18 protein-coding genes are annotated in these 19,271 nt (G+C 67.5%); 6 read left to right on the top strand and 12 right to left on the bottom strand.

Annotated features, from left to right (window positions below):
- Positions 1-56: 56 nt before the first annotated feature.
- Positions 57-449 (bottom strand): tautomerase family protein, encoded by a 393-nt coding sequence (locus TMO_RS22535; protein WP_014753115.1) that lies wholly within the window; start codon positions 447-449, stop codon positions 57-59.
- A gap of 112 nt (positions 450-561) precedes the next feature.
- Here TMO_RS22535 and TMO_RS22540 point away from each other — a divergent pair, with 112 nt between their 5' ends.
- Positions 562-1,419, top strand: coding sequence for a LysR family transcriptional regulator (locus tag TMO_RS22540; protein ID WP_041607500.1), 858 nt, complete (start codon positions 562-564; stop codon positions 1,417-1,419).
- A 30-nt stretch (positions 1,420-1,449) separates the two neighbouring features.
- Here the strand turns inward: TMO_RS22540 and TMO_RS22545 are convergent, their stop codons facing one another.
- The 4 genes from TMO_RS22545 to TMO_RS22560 all read right to left on the bottom strand — a co-directional run bounded on the left by TMO_RS22545 (position 1,450) and on the right by TMO_RS22560 (position 6,335).
- Positions 1,450-2,457: a FecR family protein gene (locus tag TMO_RS22545; protein ID WP_014753117.1), complete on the bottom strand. Its 1,008-nt coding sequence runs from the start codon at positions 2,455-2,457 to the stop codon at positions 1,450-1,452.
- A 115-nt stretch (positions 2,458-2,572) separates the two neighbouring features.
- Positions 2,573-3,109, bottom strand: coding sequence for a sigma-70 family RNA polymerase sigma factor (locus TMO_RS22550; RefSeq protein WP_014753118.1), 537 nt, complete (start codon positions 3,107-3,109; stop codon positions 2,573-2,575).
- A gap of 139 nt (positions 3,110-3,248) precedes the next feature.
- The gene (locus TMO_RS22555) at positions 3,249-4,193 is read right to left on the bottom strand and encodes a diacylglycerol/lipid kinase family protein (protein ID WP_014753119.1); all 945 of its coding nucleotides are present in this window, start codon (positions 4,191-4,193) and stop codon (positions 3,249-3,251) included.
- A gap of 318 nt (positions 4,194-4,511) precedes the next feature.
- Positions 4,512-6,335 carry an acyclic terpene utilization AtuA family protein gene (locus tag TMO_RS22560; protein ID WP_014753120.1) on the bottom strand — a complete coding sequence of 608 codons (1,824 nt, stop codon included), beginning with the start codon at positions 6,333-6,335 and terminating at the stop codon, positions 4,512-4,514.
- 142 nt (positions 6,336-6,477) lie between these two features.
- On the opposite strand from TMO_RS22560, the gene TMO_RS22565 reads away from it, so the two are divergent.
- Positions 6,478-7,695, top strand: a complete 1,218-nt coding sequence (locus TMO_RS22565) for an acyl-CoA dehydrogenase family protein (RefSeq protein ID WP_014753121.1) — start codon at positions 6,478-6,480, stop codon at positions 7,693-7,695.
- Between the two features lie 95 nt (positions 7,696-7,790).
- Positions 7,791-8,744 carry a Putative HPr kinase/phosphorylase gene (locus tag TMO_RS29915; protein ID WP_014753122.1) on the top strand — a complete coding sequence of 318 codons (954 nt, stop codon included), beginning with the start codon at positions 7,791-7,793 and terminating at the stop codon, positions 8,742-8,744.
- Positions 8,745-8,817: 73 nt separating this feature from the next.
- Here the strand turns inward: TMO_RS29915 and TMO_RS22575 are convergent, their stop codons facing one another.
- The 6 genes from TMO_RS22575 to TMO_RS22600 all read right to left on the bottom strand — a co-directional run bounded on the left by TMO_RS22575 (position 8,818) and on the right by TMO_RS22600 (position 15,710).
- Positions 8,818-10,122 (bottom strand): TRAP transporter large permease, encoded by a 1,305-nt coding sequence (locus TMO_RS22575; RefSeq protein WP_014753123.1) that lies wholly within the window; start codon positions 10,120-10,122, stop codon positions 8,818-8,820.
- Complete coding sequence (locus TMO_RS22580) at positions 10,119-10,667, bottom strand: TRAP transporter small permease (protein WP_014753124.1); 549 nt, start codon at positions 10,665-10,667, stop codon at positions 10,119-10,121. Before TMO_RS22580 ends, TMO_RS22575 begins: the two co-directional genes overlap by 4 nt.
- Before the next feature lie 78 nt (positions 10,668-10,745).
- On the bottom strand, positions 10,746-11,918 hold the full coding sequence (locus TMO_RS22585) for a C4-dicarboxylate TRAP transporter substrate-binding protein (protein ID WP_014753125.1): 1,173 nt from the start codon (positions 11,916-11,918) through the stop codon (positions 10,746-10,748).
- Positions 11,919-12,012: 94 nt separating this feature from the next.
- Positions 12,013-13,620 carry an AMP-binding protein gene (locus TMO_RS22590; protein ID WP_014753126.1) on the bottom strand — a complete coding sequence of 536 codons (1,608 nt, stop codon included), beginning with the start codon at positions 13,618-13,620 and terminating at the stop codon, positions 12,013-12,015.
- Between the two features lie 70 nt (positions 13,621-13,690).
- The gene (locus TMO_RS22595) at positions 13,691-14,536 is read right to left on the bottom strand and encodes an enoyl-CoA hydratase/isomerase family protein (protein WP_014753127.1); all 846 of its coding nucleotides are present in this window, start codon (positions 14,534-14,536) and stop codon (positions 13,691-13,693) included.
- A 13-nt stretch (positions 14,537-14,549) separates the two neighbouring features.
- Entirely contained in the window at positions 14,550-15,710 is a 1,161-nt protein-coding gene (locus tag TMO_RS22600) for an acyl-CoA dehydrogenase family protein (RefSeq protein ID WP_014753128.1), read from the bottom strand.
- A gap of 331 nt (positions 15,711-16,041) precedes the next feature.
- Here TMO_RS22600 and TMO_RS22605 point away from each other — a divergent pair, with 331 nt between their 5' ends.
- The 3 genes from TMO_RS22605 to TMO_RS22610 are packed head-to-tail and all read left to right on the top strand — an operon-like array spanning position 16,042 to position 18,453.
- A complete protein-coding gene (locus tag TMO_RS22605; protein WP_014753129.1) occupies positions 16,042-16,692 on the top strand; it encodes a GntR family transcriptional regulator in 651 nt (216 codons plus the stop codon).
- Positions 16,692-16,850: a hypothetical protein gene (locus tag TMO_RS31860; protein ID WP_187297859.1), complete on the top strand. Its 159-nt coding sequence runs from the start codon at positions 16,692-16,694 to the stop codon at positions 16,848-16,850. Before TMO_RS22605 ends, TMO_RS31860 begins: the two co-directional genes overlap by 1 nt.
- A gap of 25 nt (positions 16,851-16,875) precedes the next feature.
- Positions 16,876-18,453 carry a hybrid sensor histidine kinase/response regulator gene (locus TMO_RS22610; protein WP_014753130.1) on the top strand — a complete coding sequence of 526 codons (1,578 nt, stop codon included), beginning with the start codon at positions 16,876-16,878 and terminating at the stop codon, positions 18,451-18,453.
- Here the strand turns inward: TMO_RS22610 and TMO_RS22615 are convergent.
- Positions 18,441-19,079 carry a response regulator gene (locus TMO_RS22615; protein ID WP_014753131.1) on the bottom strand — a complete coding sequence of 213 codons (639 nt, stop codon included), beginning with the start codon at positions 19,077-19,079 and terminating at the stop codon, positions 18,441-18,443. The genes TMO_RS22610 and TMO_RS22615 overlap by 13 nt on opposite strands.
- Positions 19,080-19,271: the final 192 nt, after the last annotated feature.

Consider the following 19,271-nt stretch of genomic DNA (forward strand, 5'->3'; position numbering starts at 1 on the left):
CAAAACCCGGGGGCCAGGCCGTCACCTGCCGCAGACGGACGCCCCCTACCCGCCCGCTACGAGAGCGGTTCCAGGAAGGTCGCAAGCCCCTTGCCCGTCGACCAGTTCTCCTTCGAGACCTCGACCAGATTGATGAACACGTCCTCGGGCCGCAGCCCGGGATTGTCGGCCAGAAGGGTGACCATGCGGCGATAGAGCGCCCGCTTCTGGTCCGTCGTGCGGGTGTTGTTCACCGTCAGCTGGATAAAAACCAGATCATCGCTGCGCTCGATGCCGAAGCAATGGGCGCCATAGCGGAAATTCGCCGCCGTATGCTCGTGGATGGTCATGAACTGGTCGTCCTCGGGCACGTCGAAGCTGTCGCGCAAAGCCTGATAGACGCCGTCGAAAATGGCCTGGCGCCAGGCATCGGGCTTGCCGGCACGCAGCGAGATGTGAACCAGCGGCATGATGGCCTCCTGATCATGTGGGGTGATGGCCCTGAGGCTAGCCGCACCCCAATCATTTCGATATCCTATGAATTCTGATATCAGAAATCAGGATCTGAAATGGCAGGAGCGCATGGTTGACCGCCCCCTCGACCTCGATGCCGTCCAGGCCTTCGTGCGCATCGCCGACTACGGCAGCTTCACCCGTGCCGCCGAAGCGGGGCGCACGACCCAATCGGCGATCAGCCTGAAGCTGAAACGGCTGGAGGAGCGGCTTGGCTGCCGACTGGTTGAACGCACGCCAAGGCATGTCGAGCTCTCGGCCCGCGGCCTGGCCTTTCTGGAGCAGGCCCGGGCCCTGCTGGCGGCTCACGACCGGGCCTGTGCGGTGGTGGCGCCGCGCCGCCGGCATCTTTCCATCGGCATCAGCGACCATGTCGCCGGGCCGGAACTGCCGCTGCTGATCGCACGGATGACGGCCGGGGATCCGCAGCTGTCGATCGGTATCCGCATCGGATCTTCGGGCGACCTGCTGCGCGCCTTCGACCGGCGCGAGATCGACACGGCGATCGTGCGCTTCCAGGAGGGCCGGGACGATGGCGAAACCATTGCCGAAGAACAGTTCGGCTGGTTCGCCGCCGGAAGCTGGCGGCATCGCGCGGGGGAACCCCTGCCGCTGGCGACCATGCCCGAGCCCTGTGGCGTGCGGGTACTGGCGGGCGCGCTGCTCGATCAGGCGGGCATCGCCTGGACGGAGGTCTTCACCGGCGGGGGCGTTACTGCGGTTGCAGCCGCGGTCGCAGCGGGGGTCGGCATCGCGGCGCTGTCGCCGCGCATGGTGCCGCTGGGCACGGTGGATGTCGGCCCGCAACTGGGCCTGCCCCGGCTGCCACGGTTGCCGGTGGTGCTGTACAGCCGCGACCGCGACGGCCCGGCCGGCCGCGCGGTGGCGGCACTTGCGGCGGCATATCGAACCGCGATCCGCGGCTGACGGCCCCTTGCGACCGGGACGTGGTCCCCGTCAGGCGCCGCTGACGATCAGCACATAGGGGGTCAGCGTGGAGACCCGCCCGCCATGCGGCAGCAGGGCCGTGCGCAGCGCCGCTTCCGGGTTCCGCAGGTCGTAGACGCCGGTGACCCGCCGGGTCATCAGCGCCTCGTCGCGCACGACGATCATGCCCGGATAGCGGCGGCGGATCTCTGCCACCACATGGCCCAGGCTCTGGTTTTCCACCACCAGCAGCCCGTCGCGCCAGAGAGCGATCTGGGCGGGCTGAACCCGATCCTGATTGAACCGGCCGGTGGCGCGGTCGATATGCAACCGTCCGCCCGGGTCCAGGCGGGCATCGCGGGGGGACCCTTCGGGCACCGCGCCTGCATAGGCGACATGGACCGCGCCGCTTTCGACGCCGATATCCAGCGCCTCGGGATCGATGCCCACCGCAAAAGCGGTGCCGATATCGACCACCCGCAGATCATCGCCGGTCACCGCGAAGGGCCGGCTGCGGTCTTCGGCGACGGTGAAGAAGGCGTCGCCCCCGATCAGTTCCACCCGGCGCTCGGACGGGCCATAGGCGACGCGGATGGCGCTGTCGGCCGCGAGGATTACCAGGGTGCCGTCTTCGAGCGTGATCCGGCGCTGTTCACCGCGGGCGGTGACGTAATCGGCCCGAAGATGCAGCTCTATGGTCGGCAGCAAGGCGACGACGACCGAGGCCGCGAGCGCCACGGCGGCGGTGACCGCGACCATCCGCCCCAGACTGCGGCGACGGCGCAGCGGCACCACGCGGGCAGGCGTATCCGCCGCGGCAGCGGCCGGGCGGCCGGGCAGCGCGCCGGTCAGCTTCCAGACCCGCTCGGCCCGGCGCCAGGCCTGTTCATGGGCAGGGTGCGCGGCCCGCCAGACGATGGCAGCCGAGCGCAGCCGCTCGTCATGCGGGCACGCCCTGGTCTTCAACAGCCAGTCGACGGCCGTCTCCAGGATCGGATCGACCGGTGCGTCTTGATCTTCCTCGGCGTGGCCCGTCATGGTCCTGCGGCGTCCGGAGCGTTCAGCCTGCTGGGGCGACCGGGTGATCTCCCCTCCCTCCGTTCAGACGGGCCGGCCGCGTGTTTTTTCAGCCATATACTGCGCGGACGCAAGTTCAATCGCACGCATCGAGGCGTTGTGCACAATGGACCAGCGCCTTCCTGACCATCTGATGCACCAGGGTGACCGAGACGCCCAGATGATCTGCGACCTCCTGCAGGGACTGGCCGGCCATGCGGTGCATTTCAAAGGCGATGCGGGTGCGTTCGGGCAGCTCGTCCAACGCCTCGGCCACAACGCGCAGCTCGTCGCGGTCGATCGCTTCCTGCTCGGGCGTGGGGGTGGCGGCCGGCAGGGCCTGGAGCGCGTCGTCGTCGACATCAGTGATGCGGGCGAGCGCGCGGTGGCGGTCCCAGTCCATGGCGATATTGCGCACGATGCGGTAAAGATAGGCGACGGGATGCAGGATCGGATTGCGTCCCCGGCCCTCGGCCTCTCCCGCGCCCACGAAGCGCAGCCAGGCTTCCTGAACGGCATCTTCCGCCCAGGCGCGGTTGCCGAGCAGGGGGGCGGCATAATCCACCAGGGCCGCACGATGGGCCAGGTAGACCTCGAGCTTCCGATCGGCAGTGGTGGTCGGCGGGGTTACCATGCGGCCGCTCGCTCATCGTCGGTTCCGGACGCCGGCCGCGCTGTTTCGTCGCAGCCTATGCAATTGCAACTTACTCGCATCTTTTGCAGAGGGCAACGGCAGAAGCGATCAACCTGCGGCGGACCGGGTGGACCGTCGGTTACGGCCAGATCAGGTTGAGGCTGCGATCGGCCACGCGCAGCACCGCCGGCGCTGACGGCAACGGGTCGCCATCGGCCTGGATGGCGAGGCCGGCGGGCCCCTCGATCACCAGTTCGCGGGCCGGCAGGATGCGCACATCCGAAAGCCGGTCCAGCCGGCCCGCCGCCAGCGCCGCCCCCTGGCGCAACAGGGCCGCCACCCCCCGCCCGCCCAGCAGCACCACATGCATGCCGGGCCGGGTGATGTCGCCCTCCGGCACCGCGCGGAAGGCGCCGCCATAGAGCCGGCCGTTCACCGCCACCACGCCATGGGCGCGATGGGGCACGCCGTCGATGCGCACCGAAATCTCGGGCCAGTCATAGTGGCGGATCCGGTCCAGCACCGGCGGCAGATAGGCGAGCTTGCCCCAGCGCCATTTGAGCGCCGGCCGCGCCGCCAGTGTCGCCACCACCGCCCCGTCGAAGCCGGCGCCGACCATCAGCAGGGCGTGCCCTGTCGGCGTTTCGATCGGCGTCACCGGCCGCAGCCGGCCGGTGAGGAAGGGGGCGGCCAGCGCCCGGGGCGCGCGCTTCAGCCCCATTTCCAGCGCCATGACATTGGCCGTACCCACCGCCAGCACGCCGAGCGGCAGCGGAAAATCCCGCTGCATCAGTCCATTGGCGGCGGCATTGATCGTGCCGTCGCCACCGGCCGCAACCACCGCATCGGCATCTTCAGGCCCGGTGCCGCCGGCCAGCGCGGCGATCTCTTCGGGCGTGCGGGCCTCGGCGATCAGCAGCCGGCAGCCTTCGGCGCGCAGCACATCCAGCGTCCGCTGCAACAGCCGCCGCCCTGCCCCGGTGCCGGCCAGCGGATTGGCGATCACCAGCAGCCGCGGCGCATGCGGCAGGGCACCGCCGCCCTGGCTCTGGTCCAGAACGGCGAGGTCATGGGTGGATCTCATCCTGCGGCACATCTCCGGGCGCACGACGCCGCCCCCACCGGGCCGGCCGCCGCCGAGTGTCGCAGAGCGCCGGGGAAGTTGCCAGTGACGGTGGTGCGACAACGCCGCCTCGGCCGCGGCAGGCAGGGGGGCCGCCGGTCGTGGTCTTACCCCCACGGCGCGGCTGGCTCTTTGCCGTTTCCGGCCTCTCCCCGGTCCTGCCGGTGCGTGATGCCCCCCAGCCGCTCCGTATCGGGACCTTCCCTGTCAAAGCCCGATAATGTTGCCACATGCGGCAGCGCCTTGAACGGCAGGGCGCCCCAGAATGGCAGGGGCCCGTCAGGCCGGCCGCCGGCGCACGGCCGGATGGGTCGCCCAGGCGGCTGGAACGTCGATTTCCATGTCCAGCAGCATCTGGCCGAAGCCCTTGCCCAGCGGGTCGTTGCGCATCGATGCCATGCCGCCGCCGCCCAGCGCGCGGGTCAGCAGGAAGTTCACGGCATGCACGCCGGGCACGTCGAAGCGGGTGACCCCGCCCTCCGGAGCCATCAGATGCGCAAACCAGGCCTGGACCTTCTCGGGCGTGACCTGCCGGCGCAGCCAGGGCAGGAAATCCGGGTCACGGGCGATGATGCCGATATTCGAACTGTCGCCCTTGTCGCCCGATCGGGCCCAGGCGATCGAATAGAGCGGCATCCGCGTCGTCGGTTCGGGCGTTTCGCCGGGCGTGGCCGCAGCCGGCTCGGCAGCCACTGCGCCGGCTGTATCCTGCGACGGCATGTCGGGTACAGGGATCCGGACATGCATGACCTCGTCGCCGAGCGTGACGGTGACCGCCACATCGCGTTTCGGCATAAGGAACGAGAACAGCCGCACCACCGGCGAGGCCTTGGGCCGGCCCCCGGCGCCGGTGGTGCCGGGCGACCACGAAGTGCCGGCAGGGGCGATCTCGCGGGCGAAGATGCCCAACGCCTTGCGGTCGTCATGGCTTGCCGACAACCGCATGACCACCTCGCGTGCACCACCTGCCCGGGCATGCGGTCCATACATCGATTCGGCGCCCAGGATCTCGGTGCAGGTCGCCCGGTAGTCGGCCAGATTGGCCTGGCGGAACATCGCCCGGGTCCGGGCCAGGATCGCATCGGCGGTGCGCTGCGCCTTGGCGGCGGCATCGATGCCGATGATGGTCAGCTGCGCCACCGCGCGCCAGCCATCCATATAGGTGGCCGAGGCCTTGTAGCTGTCGGTCGGCGCGCGACCGCGTGTGCCCTGCACGCGCACGCGATCAGGCCCCTCCGCCGCCATCGTCACCGCGGTGAAGTCGCAGATCACATCCGGCAGCATATAGGCCGCCGGGTCGCCCACTTCGTAGAGCATCTGTTCGGCCACCACCGCCGGCACCACCAGCCCGCCGGTACCCTGGGGCTTGGTCACCACGAAGCTGCCATCGGCCGCGCATTCGGCGATCGGATAGCCGATATCCGCCCAGTCGGGCACCAGATCCCAATCGGTATGCAGGCCGCCGGTGGCCTGGCAGCCGCATTCCAGGATATGCCCGACCAGACTGCCCGCCGCCAGACGATCGTAGTCGTCGGCCGCCCAGTCGAATTCATGCATCAGCGCGCCCAGCGCCAGCGCGCTGTCGGCCGAGCGGCCGGTGATCACCACATCGGCGCCGGCATCCAGCGCCGCCTTCACCGGCAGGGCGCCCAGATAGGCATTGGCGCTCATCAGTTTTTCGGGCAGGGCGGCCCCGGTGAACATCTCGGTCACGCCGGAAGCGCGCAACTCGTCCAGCTTGCCCAGCAGGTCATCGCCTTCCACGATCGCGATCTTCAGACTGACCCCGGCCTCGTCGGCAAGCCTGGTCAATGCGGCAGCGCAGGCCCGCGGATTGACCCCGCCGGCATTGCTCAACACCTTGATTTTCCTGGCCGCGACATCCTTGATCACCGCCCGCATCGCCACCTCGACGAAGTCGGTGGCATAACCCTGGTCCGGCGATTTCGCCCGCATCGAGGCCAGAATCGACATGGTCAGCTCGGCCAGATAGTCGAAAACCAGATAGTCGATATCGGCCCGGCGGACCAGCTGCGGCGCACCCACGGCGCTGTCGCCCCAGAAGCCCGAGGCTCCGCCGATCCGCACGATCCTGTCGCTCATGGCGCGTCTTCTCCAATGTCGGGGGGAGGGATTATTGTCGCGGCCGGGCCGCATTTTCTATATACCTATCATTAGGTATTGATGCTCGCAAGCGGCAGGATGGTCCCCGCCTGCCCTGCCCCCCCGAAAAGAAGGCCAGCCCATGCAGCTCTCTCCCTCGCCCCGCGCCGCCGATCTCAAGGCCCGGCTCGAAGCCTTCATGGCCGAACACATCTACCCGGCCGAGGCCCGCTACTATCGCGAAAGTGAGGAATTGGGCCCCTGGAAGGTCCAACCGGTTGTGGAGGAGCTGAAGCCCCTGGCCCGGGTGGCGGGGCTCTGGAACCTGTTCCTGCCCGAAAGCGACCATGGCGCCGGGCTCTCCAACCTCGATTACGCGCCGCTCTGCGAGGTGATGGGCCGCTCGCATCTGGCGCCCGAGGTCTTCAACTGCTCGGCCCCCGACACCGGCAACATGGAGGTACTGGCACGCTATGGCACACCGGAGCAGCAGGCGCGCTGGCTGACGCCGCTGCTTGAAGGGCGCATCCGCTCGGGCTTTGCCATGACCGAACCCGCCGTCGCCTCGTCGGATGCCACCAATATCGAAAGCCGCATCACCCGCGATGGCGATGACTACGTCATCAACGGCCGCAAATGGTTTACCACCGGCGCCACGGATCCGCGCTGCAAGATCCTGATTTTCATGGGTAAAACCGATCCGGACAATGCCGACCGGCACCGTCAGCAATCCATGATCCTGGTGCCCATGGATACCCCCGGCATCACCGTGCACCGGCCGCTGCCGGTCTTCGGCTTCTACGGCATGCCCGACCGGGCGTCGGAGGTGAGTTTTGAAGACGTGCGCGTGCCGGCGGCGAATATGCTGCTGGGGGAAGGCCGCGGTTTCGAGATCGCCCAGGGCCGCCTGGGGCCGGGCCGGATCCATCACTGCATGCGCCTGATCGGCCTGGCCGAGCGGGTGCTGGAAAAGGTCTGCGCGCGCGCCGAAGAGCGGGTCGCCTTCGGCCGCCCGGTCGCCGAGCAGACCGTCACGCTGGAGCGGATCGCCGAGGCAAGGATCGCCATCGAACAGGCCCGCCTGCTGACCCTCAAGGCGGCCTGGATGATGGACACCGTCGGCAACAAACAGGCCAAAGCCGAGATCGCGATGATCAAGGTCGCGGTGCCGAACATGGCCTGCCGGGTGATCGACATGGCGATCCAGCTGTTCGGCGGCGCCGGCGTCACCAATGATTTCGCCCTCGGCGCCGCCTATGCCACCGCCCGCCTGCTGCGCATCGCCGACGGGCCCGACGAAGTGCATCGCAACCAGATCGGCCGGCTGGAACTGCGCCGTCAGCGGGCCGCGCGGAGCTGATCCGCGGTTCGCCCTCGCCTTTCCTGTTTGCACTGCGGCAGTTTCCCGTCATATTCGCCGGATATTGATGGGGTCTGCCGGAGGAACCTTGCCGCATGGATCGATTGTTGTTCGGGTGGCGGATCGCCTCTGACATTCCGTTGCCTGAACTTCCCCTGTGGCCGGCTGCCAGCCGGCCCGGCGAGGTGCAGCCATACGAGGAGCGGCCGGCCGACATCACCATCCGCCGCGGACCCGTGCCCGCCCGCTTTGCCGAGATCCGCGTGGAACGCCCGCTGTTCACCCTCTCTGCGGACGGCGAGATGCGGATCGACGTCAAGGGCCATCATGTCTTCCTGGTCCGCGACGGCCGCGAGGTCGTGATCGATACCGGCACGCCCGATGATGCCGACTGCCACACCTATCTTCTGGGCCCGGTGCTCGGCGCGCTCTGCCATCAGCGCGGCGAGGTGATCCTGCATGCCGCCGTACTGCGTTTCGGCGATGCGGCGGTGGCGTTCTGCGGCCAGTCGGGCGCCGGCAAATCCACCCTCGCCGCCAGCCTGCTGGCCCGAGGCCATCGCATGCTGGCGGATGACGTCACCGTCTTGCGGCGGGGGCCCGGCAGCGACGCACGCACCCTGGCCTGGCCCGCCTATCCACGCATGCGGCTCTGGCAGGATGCCGCCAGCCGCAGCGCCATCGACACCAGCGCGCTCGACCGCTGCGTCTTCGACATCGAGAAGTTCGTCGTGCCCGTCGATCCCGCCTTCGACACCACCCCCCTGCCGCTCGCCGCCCTTGTCCATCTGGATCGCTGCGAGAGCCCTGCGGACGAGGCGTTGATCCCGCTCAAGGGGCTGAAGGCGGCGGGGCAGCTGCGCGACAATCTCTACCGCGCCGGCATGGCCTATGCACTGGACCGCGCCACCCCCCTCCTCCAGAACACCGCCCGCCTGGCGGCGGGCATCCCCCGCCATCTGATCGCCCGCCGCCATATCGACGACGGCGCGGCAGAGCGGCTGGCGGATCGGATCGAGGCGGCGATCGCCGCCGGCAGTGAGGCGTAACGAGCCCGATCTACCGACCAGAATACCCGCCAAAGCCCGGCCGCCCCTTGAGGGACGGCCGGGCTTTTTCCGGTCAGCTCATATTGGGCAGATACATGATGATCCCGGGGAAGAGCACCATCACCAGCACCAGAATCAGGTCGGCGACCAGGAACCACATGATGCCGCGGAAGATCTGGCTGGTCGTCACCAGGTTTCCGACCACACCCTTGATCACGAAGACATTCATGCCGATCGGCGGGGTGATCATGCCGATTTCCAGGAACTTGGTCAGCAGCACGCCGAACCAGATCAGGCTGAAGCCGGCGGCATCGATGATCGGCAGCACGATCGGCATGGTCAGCAGCATCATGCCCAGCGGTTCCAGGAACATGCCCAGAATCAGGTACATGACCGTCACCGCCAGCAGCAGCATATAGGGGTTGGCGCCGATATCGATCACGACGGTCGAGATCCAGTCACCGGCCCCCGACAGCGCCAGAAAACGGCTGAGCAGGCTGGCGCCGATGCCGATGATCAACAGCGCGCTGGTGGTGACCAGCGTCTCCTGTGCCGCAGTCCGGAACATCTTCCAGGTGAAGGTGCCCTTGGCGATGGCCACCACGCAGGACAGGAAAGCCCCCACCGCGCCCGCTTCCGTTGGGGTAAACAGCCCGCCGAACAGGCCGCCGAACACGCCCAGCATGATCGCCAGCACCGGCCAGGTATCGCGGAGCGCATCCAGTTTTTCGGAAAGCGGAACGTCTTCACGCACCTGCGGCGCCAGCGCCGGGTTCAGCTTCACCCGGATCAGGATCACCAGAATATAGCCCAGCGCCGTCAACAGCCCGGCGACCAGCCCGCCCAGGAACAGCTTGGTCACCGCCACCTGGGCGATCACGCCATAAAGGATCATCAGGATCGACGGCGGGATCAGCGCGCCGATCGTGCCCGCCGCCGCCACCGTGCCGGTGGCGAGCTGGGCGTCATAGCGGTGGCGCATCATTTCCGGCACCGCAATCCGCCCCATCGCTGCCGAACAGGCGATCGACGAGCCGGTAACCGCCGCGAAGCCGGCGGAGCCGAACACCGCCGCGATGGCGAGCCCGCCCGGAATGCCCGACATCCACACCCTGGCCGCCCGGAACAACCCCTGGGTCAGCTGGGCGTGATAGCAGACGAAGCCCATCAGCAGGAAGACGGGCACGGAACTCAGCACCCAGTTGGCCGCGAACTGATAGGGGATCAGGCCGAGCGAACTCCACGCGACCTTCCAGCCGAGCAGATACCAGATGCCGCCGAAGGACACGCTGACCAGCGCCATGCCGATCGGCACCCGCATGGCCAGCAGAAGGAAGAGCAGGCCGATGCCGGCCAGACCGATACCGACGTCGCTCATCCGTGATCCTTCCCGCCGACGACCACATCATCCGGCGTGTCGTCCCTGAGCCCCGAGGCCGCGCCCGTCACATGGGTCGCCAGCCGGTAGAGCACAACCAGTGCCATCAGCGCCGTGCCGACCGGCAGGATGTAGTAGGAGGGCCAGATCGGGATCCGCCAGCCTTCCTGGATCACGAAGGCGCCGACCGCCTGTTTCTTCATCGCCTCCAGCCAGGACTGGCGGGTCATGGCGATGAACACCGCCGCCGACAGCACATAGGCGAAGCCGCGCAGCACCGCCTGGGCGCGCGCCGGCAAAAGGTCGGTCACCACCTCCACCGAGATATGCTTGTCGCCCTCTTCCGCATAGGCGAGCGGCAGGAAAGCGACCACCAGCATGTAGAAATTCGACACGGCGGCGATTGTGCCGGGCAGGGCGATCCCGAACAGATTGCGCACCACCACGTCAGCCGTGATGTGCAGCATCATCAGGGTCACCGCCAGCACGCCGATCACCGACGTGAAATGGATCAGACGCGACAATCCGCGTCCAAGCGCCTGCATCACGCGCTCTCCCATGGGTCGGAGGGGCCTGCGGAAAGATGAACAAAGGGCGGCGACACCTGCCGCCGCCCCTCAGGCTCACATGCCGTAGGTTTTCACATCGACCTTGGAGACCACTTCCGTCCAGTAGACTTCGGCCAGCTCGTCCGGCGTCTTCACCTCTTTCACGATCTTCGCCCATTTCTCAAGCAGCGGCTTGAAGGTGTCGATCGCCGCCTGCGGCTCGGCCACGCCGAACTTGGAAGCATAGAATTCGGCGATGGTCTTCATGTCGCTCTGCACGAAGCTCTGGGTCTGGTCGATCAGCGCCTGATCGGCATGATGGATCCGGATGCCCTTGGCCTCGGCGCGCTTCAGATCGCGGCCTTCGAAGTTCACATACTGCCAGCCGGCATGGGCCGACATATAGGTACCGGCGCGGAGCAGCGCCGCGCGCTGGTCTTCGTTCAGCCCCTGCCAGGTGTCGACATTGATGTTGGCGATCGCCGAGGCGCCGAACACGCCGCCCGGCACTTCCGGCGTGATGTCGCTGACCGCATCGATCAGCGCCAGGCCGGAAAGCTCGGGGGCTGAAATGATCGCGCAGTCCACCGCCCCCTGGGTCAGGGCCTCGAAGATCTCGTTACCGGGCATGGAAACGGCGGTCGCCCCCACGCTTTCCGACCAGCGGCGCCAGTTCTGGCTGCTGACCCGCAGACGCTTGCCCTTGATTTCCTCGGCGTTGGTCACCTTCTTGTTGCACAACAGCATATAGCGGGTAGAGGCGGCCGAGGCGGTGAAGACCTGGTTCTGGGCCTTCATATCGTTCTGGCAGGTTGGGCAGTGCAGGAAGACGTATTCCAGCATGGCGCTCTGGAAGATCAGCCCGTCGCGACCGCCGGTATCCATCAGGTTCAGCAGCATGGTCAGGTCGCCGGCCAGGTTCATATTGGCGAATTCGGCCGGGTTGTAGGCGGTCAGCACATAGCCGATGTCGGTGATGCCGTCGCGCACGCCGCCGGGCGTTTCCGCCAGGTTCAGCAGCGACAGCGGGAACACCTTCACCGACAGCGTCCCCTTGCTCAGCTCCTGCACCTTCTTCACATACACATCGGCCGCAATGGTCGATGCGGTGTTGGCCGGAAAGCCGATGGCATAGCGCAGCTCTTCGGCCTTTGCGGCCTGGCCCGCAAAAATGCCGGCTGCAGCAACACCGGCCGCCACGGCATAGGAGGCCAGTCTGCGGGCAAGCGGGGTCCTGGTGGGCGTCATGATGCAATCCTCCCGTCGGGTCATTTCTTTTGTTTTCGTCATGTCTTTTATTTTACAGAGGCTTGTCGCCCCTTTTTGCGCCGTCAGGCGCAGCTCACGCCGGCTCGAAATGCCCCGCATAGCGGCTGCGGAGTTCGGTCTTCCGCACCTTGCCGGTGGCGGTCATCGGCATTTCTTCCAGGAACACCACCAGCTTGGGCACCTCGAAGCCGCCCAGCTGCCTGCGGCAATGCTCCACGATGCTCTCTTCAGTGGGTTCGGTGCCGGGCTTGGCCACCAGGAAGGCGGTCACCGCCTCGCCCCAGCGGGCATGGGGAATGCCCACCACCACCGCGTTCTGCACGTCCGGATGGCCCAGCAGCACCTCTTCGATCTTGATCGAGGGCACGTTCTCGCCGCCGGACTTGATCATGTCCTTCTTGCGGTCCAGGAACAGCAGCTCGCCATGCTCGTCGATCACGCCGATATCGCCGGTATGGTGCCAGCCATGCAGCCGCGCCGCCGCCGTCGCCTCGGGCTGCTTGTAATAGCCGAGCATGGCGTTGGGGCCGCGATGCACGATCTCACCCGGCTTGCCCGGGGGCAGCAGATTGCCGTCGTCATCCATGATCGCGGTGTCGTTGACGATGCAGGATTCGCCCCAGTAATTGCCGAAGCGCAGGCGGGCGCGTTCAGGCCGCGACATCACGGTACCGGGATACATCTCGGTCTGGCCGCTGGAGAGGCGGAAATCGGGGCAGAATTCGTCCAGCAGCCGCCGCATCAGCGGCTCGGGCATCGGCGCCATGGCATAGACGCACATGCGCAGATGAAGGCTCCGTTCCTTGCGCAGCGGGTGCTCCAGCAGCGCCCGGTACATCAGCGGCAGGCCGACCATGATGGTCAGCCCCTCGGCGGCCAGCCCCTCCAGCATCACCGCCGGGTCGAAGCCGCGCATCAGATGCATCTTGGCGCCGCCCATCATGGTGGTCAGCAGCACGGTGTGTTGGGCGCAGTGGAACAGCGGCAGCACGCCCGTCACGCCATCCTCGCGGCCGATCTGCCATTCGATCGAATTGCTCATCGCCGCCATCACCACCGCCAGATGGCAGTGCATCACGCCCTTGGGGCGCGAGGTGGTGCCGCTGGTGTACATGATCAGGGCAAGATCGCGCTCGTCGATCGCCACCTCGGGCTCGACCGTAGACCGGCCCTCAATCGCGGCACCGAAGCTGATATAGGGCAGCGACCCCTTCGGCACCGGGCTGCCCGGCACCTCGATCACCGTCACCGGCCGGCCCAGTTTCGCCAGCATTTCCGCCATGGCGGGCTGGGCGGCCAGCACGTCGTCGGCCACCACATGGCCCACCTCGGCATGGCGCATGATGTAGTCGATGTCGTCCACGCCCAGCATCGCATTGGCCGGCACCCAGACCAGCCCGGCCTTGTGGATGCCGAAAATCACCGGGATGAAATCGGTGGAGTTGGCGCAGATGCAGCCGACCTTGTCACCCGGCTTCAGCCCCTGGGCCAGCAGATAGTTGGCGAAGCGGTTGGCATCGTCGTCCAGCATGCGATAGGTGGCGCGGCGATCGCCTTCGACGATGGCGACCCGGTCGGGATGCCGGCGGGCCGTACGGCGCAACACGTCGCCGATGGCGACGCGGCCGATCTGTCCCGGCCCCGGCACGCCCTCGATCATGCGCTCCGAGCTGGTGGTCATGGCAGTCAATCCTCCCTGGCGGCTTCCATTCTGTGCGGGGAAGCTCTGGTCGTGCGGTTGGGGCGCGTCGTCAGCTGCCGGCGGCCCAGGCGGGCTGGCGTTTTTCAAGGAAGGCGGCAACCCCTTCCTGGCCTTCGGCGCCGCGCAGGCAGCGGGCGAATTCGGCCGAAGAGAGGTCGAGCAGGTCGGGCAGGGCCGTGGTCCGCTGGGCCATCAGCAGGCGCTTGGTGGTGGCGTTGGCGCCGGGAGCGCAGCGGCGGATATCCGCCACCAGCTTCGCCACCCTGGCCTCCAGCGCAGCACCATCCTCCACCACCTCGTGCACCAGGCCGATCCGGCCGGCCTCGGCCCCGTCGAAGCGCATGCCGGTCAGGGCCAGGCGGCGGGCCTGCGACACGCCGATGCGTGCCGCCACGAAGGGCGCGATCTGTGCCGGCGGAATGCCCAGCCCGGTTTCCGACAGGGCGAAGCGGGCATCCCGGGTGGCGATGACCACATCGCCGATGCAGGCGAGGCCGAGACCACCACCAAAAGCTGCACCTTCAACAGCCACTACAACTGTCTGGGGCAGGGCCTCGATCCGGGTCAGGAAATGGCCGAAGCGGCGGTTGTCGGCCTGGATCGGGTCGGGCTGGCCCGCCTCGGGCCGGGCCGCCCGGAACGACGCCATGAAGCCCTTGATGTCGCCGCCGGCGCAGAAGGTGCCGCCGGCACCGCTGATCACCAGCGTGCCGACCTCGGGATGGTCTTCGGCCCAGGCGACCACCTCGGTCAGCTGGCGGACCATCTCGCCGGTCATGGCATTGCGTACGTCGGGCCGGTTCAGCGTCAGGCGCAGCACCGGGCCGTCGCGGTCCAGCAGCAGATCGGGGCAGATCGGAAGCTTGGCAGCGGGCGTGGATCTGGTCGTGGGCATGGCCGGGGGGCCCTCAATCGGTCTTGCGGCCGGGCAGGATGCCCATGCCCTTGGCGATGATCGACAGCATCACCTCGTCGGCACCGCCGCCGATCGAGGTCAGGCGGCCGTCGCGATAAAGCCGGGTGACCTCGGTCTCGTTCATGAAGCCCATGCCGCCCCAGTACTGCAGGCAGCCATCGGCGATTTCGCGCGTGAAGCGGCCGGCGCAGAGCTTGGCCATAGAGGCCAGATGGGTCATGTCCTGGCCGTCGACATAGCCTTCGACCGCGCGATAGATGATCGAGCGCAGCAGCTCTACCTTGGTCTGCAACTCGGCCAGCTTGAAATGCACCACCTGGTTGTCCAGAACCGGTTTGCCGAAGATCATCCGGTTGCGGGTGTATTCAATCGTGTCGGTGATCGTGCTTTCCAGCAGGCGCAGGGAACAGGCCGAGCCCCAGATGCGCTCTTCCTGGAACTGCTGCATCTGGTAGACGAAGCCCATGCCCTCGTCGCCGATGCGATAGCGCTGCGGCACGCGCACGCCGTCGAAATGGATCTGGGCCGTGTCCGACGCGCGCATGCCCATCTTGTCGAGCTTGCGGGCGATGGTGACGCCCTTGGTCTTCATCGGCACGCAGATCAGCGACTTGTTGCGATGGACCGGGCCCTCGCCGGTATTGGCCAGCAGGCAGATCCAGTCGGCCTGGGTACCGTTGGTGATCCACATCTTGCCGCCGTCGATGACATAGTCGTCGCCATCCTTGCGGGCCCGGGTCTTGATGCTGGCGACATCCGATCCGGCGCCGGGTTCCGACACGCCGATGCAGGCGACGCGGTCGCCGGTGATCGCCGGTGCCAGGAATTCCTGGCGCAGTTCGTCCGATCCGTGCTTGGCCAGCGCCGGGGTGGCCATGTCGGTCTGCACGCCGATCGCCATCACCACCGAGGGTGAGCGCGCGGCGCTGATCGCCTCGCAGAAGGCCAGCTGATAGGTGTAGTCCAGGCCCAGCCCGCCATAGGCCTCGGGTTTGTTGATGCCAAGAAAGCCCTGATCGCCCATCTTCTTGAACAGCTCATGGGCCGGGAAGATGCCGGCATCGTCCCATTCCTGGACATGCGGGTTGATCTCGGCTTCAACGAACTTCGTCACCGAACGCATCAGTTCGTGATGCTGCTCCGTGTAAAGCATCTGCCTCTGGCTCCTTGCGGGCGTCATGGCGCGGGGGGAGACCGCGCGGATGTGTTGGGAAGGGGAGTGTGAGGAAGGGATGTCGGGAAGGGTCGCTTGCCTTATATACCCTTATATCTAACAATAGGCATTGAACGCCGGGCTTGTAAAGTCTCCGCGCGACCTCGCGGCCATGATACGGGGGCTCGCGCAGGTGCAGCCGCGGTGTTATGTTGCAACGCAGCCAGAACATCGGGGTTTTCATCGCATCTGCGAAATGCCCGGGTGTCCGCCATCATCAGATCCACCGCAGACAGGCGTTCCGCGGCTGGTCGACGACACGGGGTTCCGCATGCAAAGACTTGGCGCCATCCGCCCGGCCGATGATCTGGACGACAATGACCGCGTGGCGCTCTATGTCCGCCTGGCCCGGATCTTCCGCGACCGCATCCGCTCGGGCGAATGGTCCCCGGGCGAAAAGCTGCCGCCGGTGCCGGATCTCTGCCGGGATTTCGCCGTGGCGCCGATCACCGTGCGCCAGGCCCTGCGCATGCTCGCCGACAAGGGCCTGCTGATCGCGATCCGCGGCAAGGGCACCTTCGTGACCGAAGGCCAGCATTCCGCGGTCGACGATCCGGAACTCCGCCGGGCGATCAACGACCGGCTGGACCTGACCCCCGGCCAGGGCATCCGGGTGCTGAAGCGCGAGACCGGCATCGCACTGCCCCCGGAACTGCAGATGGAAGGCGGCCATCCCAGATCCAGCTATGTCAAGATCACCAAGATCCATCTCTACAATGAAACGCCCTTCGCCCTGATGGACGTTTATGTCGACGAAGCTTCTTACCGCCACTTCCCGCCGAATTCGGAGCATGGCTCCAAGATGCTCCGCATGCTGACCAACCACGGCCCCGACAAGATGGGCTCGTCGCGCCAGCTGATCACCATCTCCCACGCCGATCAGGACGTCGCCCGCGCCCTCGATTACTCTCTGGCGGGGTGATGGTGAAGATCGTCTCCAACATCTTCAGCATCGACGGCGATATCCTGATGGCCAACAACGCGCTCTATCGCGGCGACATGTTCGTGATGGAACGGGTGGAACAGACCCCCGCCGTCCCGGTCATCCCCGACCCGACCCGGCCCAAGGACCGGCATTGATCGGCACGCAGACCATGGAGGATCCATGGACGCCGGCCCCGGGCTGACCGCCATCCCCCAGCTCGACGACCTGATCGACGCCATCGACAGCGCGGCCGAGGCCTTCGTGCTGTGGGATGCAGACGATCGTCTGGTGTTCTGCAACGACCACTACCGCCGCTTCTTCGGCGAGCCCGACAGGGTGCGGCCGGGGGTGCGGTTCGACGAGCTGGTCGAGATGAACATCGTCTATACCAGCATTTCCGAAATCAGCTTCCTGCCCCAGGGCTGGGATCCCGACCGCTATCGCGAGCGCCGCATCGCCGCGCACCGCACCGCCAGCGACACGTTCATCCAGCTGCGCGACGGCCGCTGGCTGCAATCGCGAGAGCGGCGGACCCGTTCGGGCGGCATCATCGGGGTCTATTCCGACATCACCGAGCGGATGCGCACCGAACTCGCGCTCTCTGCCGCCAAACAGGCGGCGGAGGATGCCAATCTGGCCAAGTCACGCTTTCTGGCCGCCGCCTCTCATGATCTGCGCCAGCCGCTGCATGCCGTCGGCATCCTGATGTCGGCGCTTTCGGCCCGGCTCACCACCGATCGCCAGCACGCCATCGCCGGCCAGATCAACGACTGCCTTCAGACCGTGACCGGGCTGTTCGATGCCCTGCTCGACATCTCCCGCCTGGATGCGGGGGTGGTGGCGCCGCAGCCGGTCGACCTGCCGCTCGGCCCCCTGCTCCGCGCGCTCGCCCGCGAATTCGAGCCCGCCGCCCGGGCCAAGGGGCTGGAGCTGACCGTTCGGCCAGGGGCGGTGGCAGGGATGGCGGCCGCGGTGCAGAGCGACGCCGCCATGCTGGGGCGGATCCTGCGCAATTTCGTCTCCAACGCGGTCAAATACACCAGCCGCGGCCGGGTGGTGGTCGGCGTCCGTCCGCGGGGGGCGGATCTCAGGATCGACGTCATCGACACTGGCCCCGGCTTCGATGCGGCAGAGGCCCAGGCGGTGTTCCGCGAATTCCACCGGCTGGACGGCGCCATGGCCGAACAGGGGATCGGGCTCGGCCTCGCCATCGCCGACCGCCTGGCCCGGCTGCTCGGCCACCGGATCGAGGTCATAAGCCGACCGGGCCACGGCACGCGCTTTTCGCTGATCCTGCCGCGGGCGGCCCATCTGCCGGTACCGGAGCCGGTCGCCCCGGCCCCCGCCATGCCGGCGGGTCTGGCCGGCCGGCGCCTGCTGCTGATCGACGACGACCCCGACATCCGCCGCGCCGCCGCCCAGCTTTTCGACGCCTGGGGCTGCATTGCCGCCTTTGCCGCCGGCGCCCATGATCTGGCCGGGGTTCTGGATGCCATGGACGGCCCGCCCGAGGCGGTGATCATCGATTACGTTCTGGGTGACGGCTGGACGGGTGCCCGCCTCGCCCCCTGCCTGCGCGCCCGGTTCGGCGATGCCCTGCCGATGGTGATGGTCACCGGCGACACGGCGCCGGAGCGCCTGCGCGAAGTGCAGGGGCTGGGCTTTCCGGTGCTGCACAAGCCGCTGAACCCCATGCGGCTGGGGGCGACGCTCAGGGCGCTTCTCCCATCTCAGACCGGCACATCTCAGCCCCTGTAGCGCCGCGCCAGCGCCGCCGCCTCGGCACGCGAGCCCAGATCCAGCCGCCGCAGCATCTGCGACACCTGGTTCTTGACCGTCTGTTCCGCCAGGCCCAGCCGGTCGGCGATCGCCCGGTTGGGCAGGTCGTGGGCCAGAAGTTTCAGGATCTCGCCCTGGCGGCGGGTCAGGCCCAGCGCGCCGGCATCCAGCCCCACCGGGGCGTCGGCGGCCGGCTCCTCGGCATCCAGCGCCGCCGGGGGCACGTAGATGCCGCCGGCCAGCACCAGGCGGAGCGCACTTTCCAGCACCTCGGCCCTCAGCGATTTGGGCAGATAGCCCGCCGCACCCGCCGCCAGCGCCTTGCGCATGATCGCCGGCTGTTCGTCGGCCGAAACCACCGCCACCGCGACCGAGGGGAAGTGGCGGCGCAGCACCTCCAGCGCCTCCAGCCCCTTGGCGCCGGGGATGTTGAGATCCAGCAGAACCAGCCCGATCTCCGGGTCGCGGCCCAGCGCATCCGCGGCCTCGGTCAGGGTCGCGACCTCGACCACGGCGGTGCCGGGGGCGCAGAGTTCCAGCATTTCGCGCAGACCCGACCGGATCAGCGCATGGTCATCGACGATCATCGCCCGTGCGACGGACATGGCCTCAGGCCTCCGATCATGAACGGTACGGTACCAGTGTACCGGGCGTCGATGACGGTTCGGCTGTCGGCCGGATCCGCAGCCAGCCGCCGCCCGCGGGCGATGGATGCAGGCTCATGCATGCAGGCATGCGGTACGTGGCGTTGCCGTATGGTCAAGCCTGCGACAACAGAACCGACACATTCCGGGTCT

The sequence above is a fragment of the Tistrella mobilis KA081020-065 genome (assembly GCF_000264455.2).
GTDB lineage: Bacteria > Pseudomonadota > Alphaproteobacteria > Tistrellales > Tistrellaceae > Tistrella > Tistrella mobilis.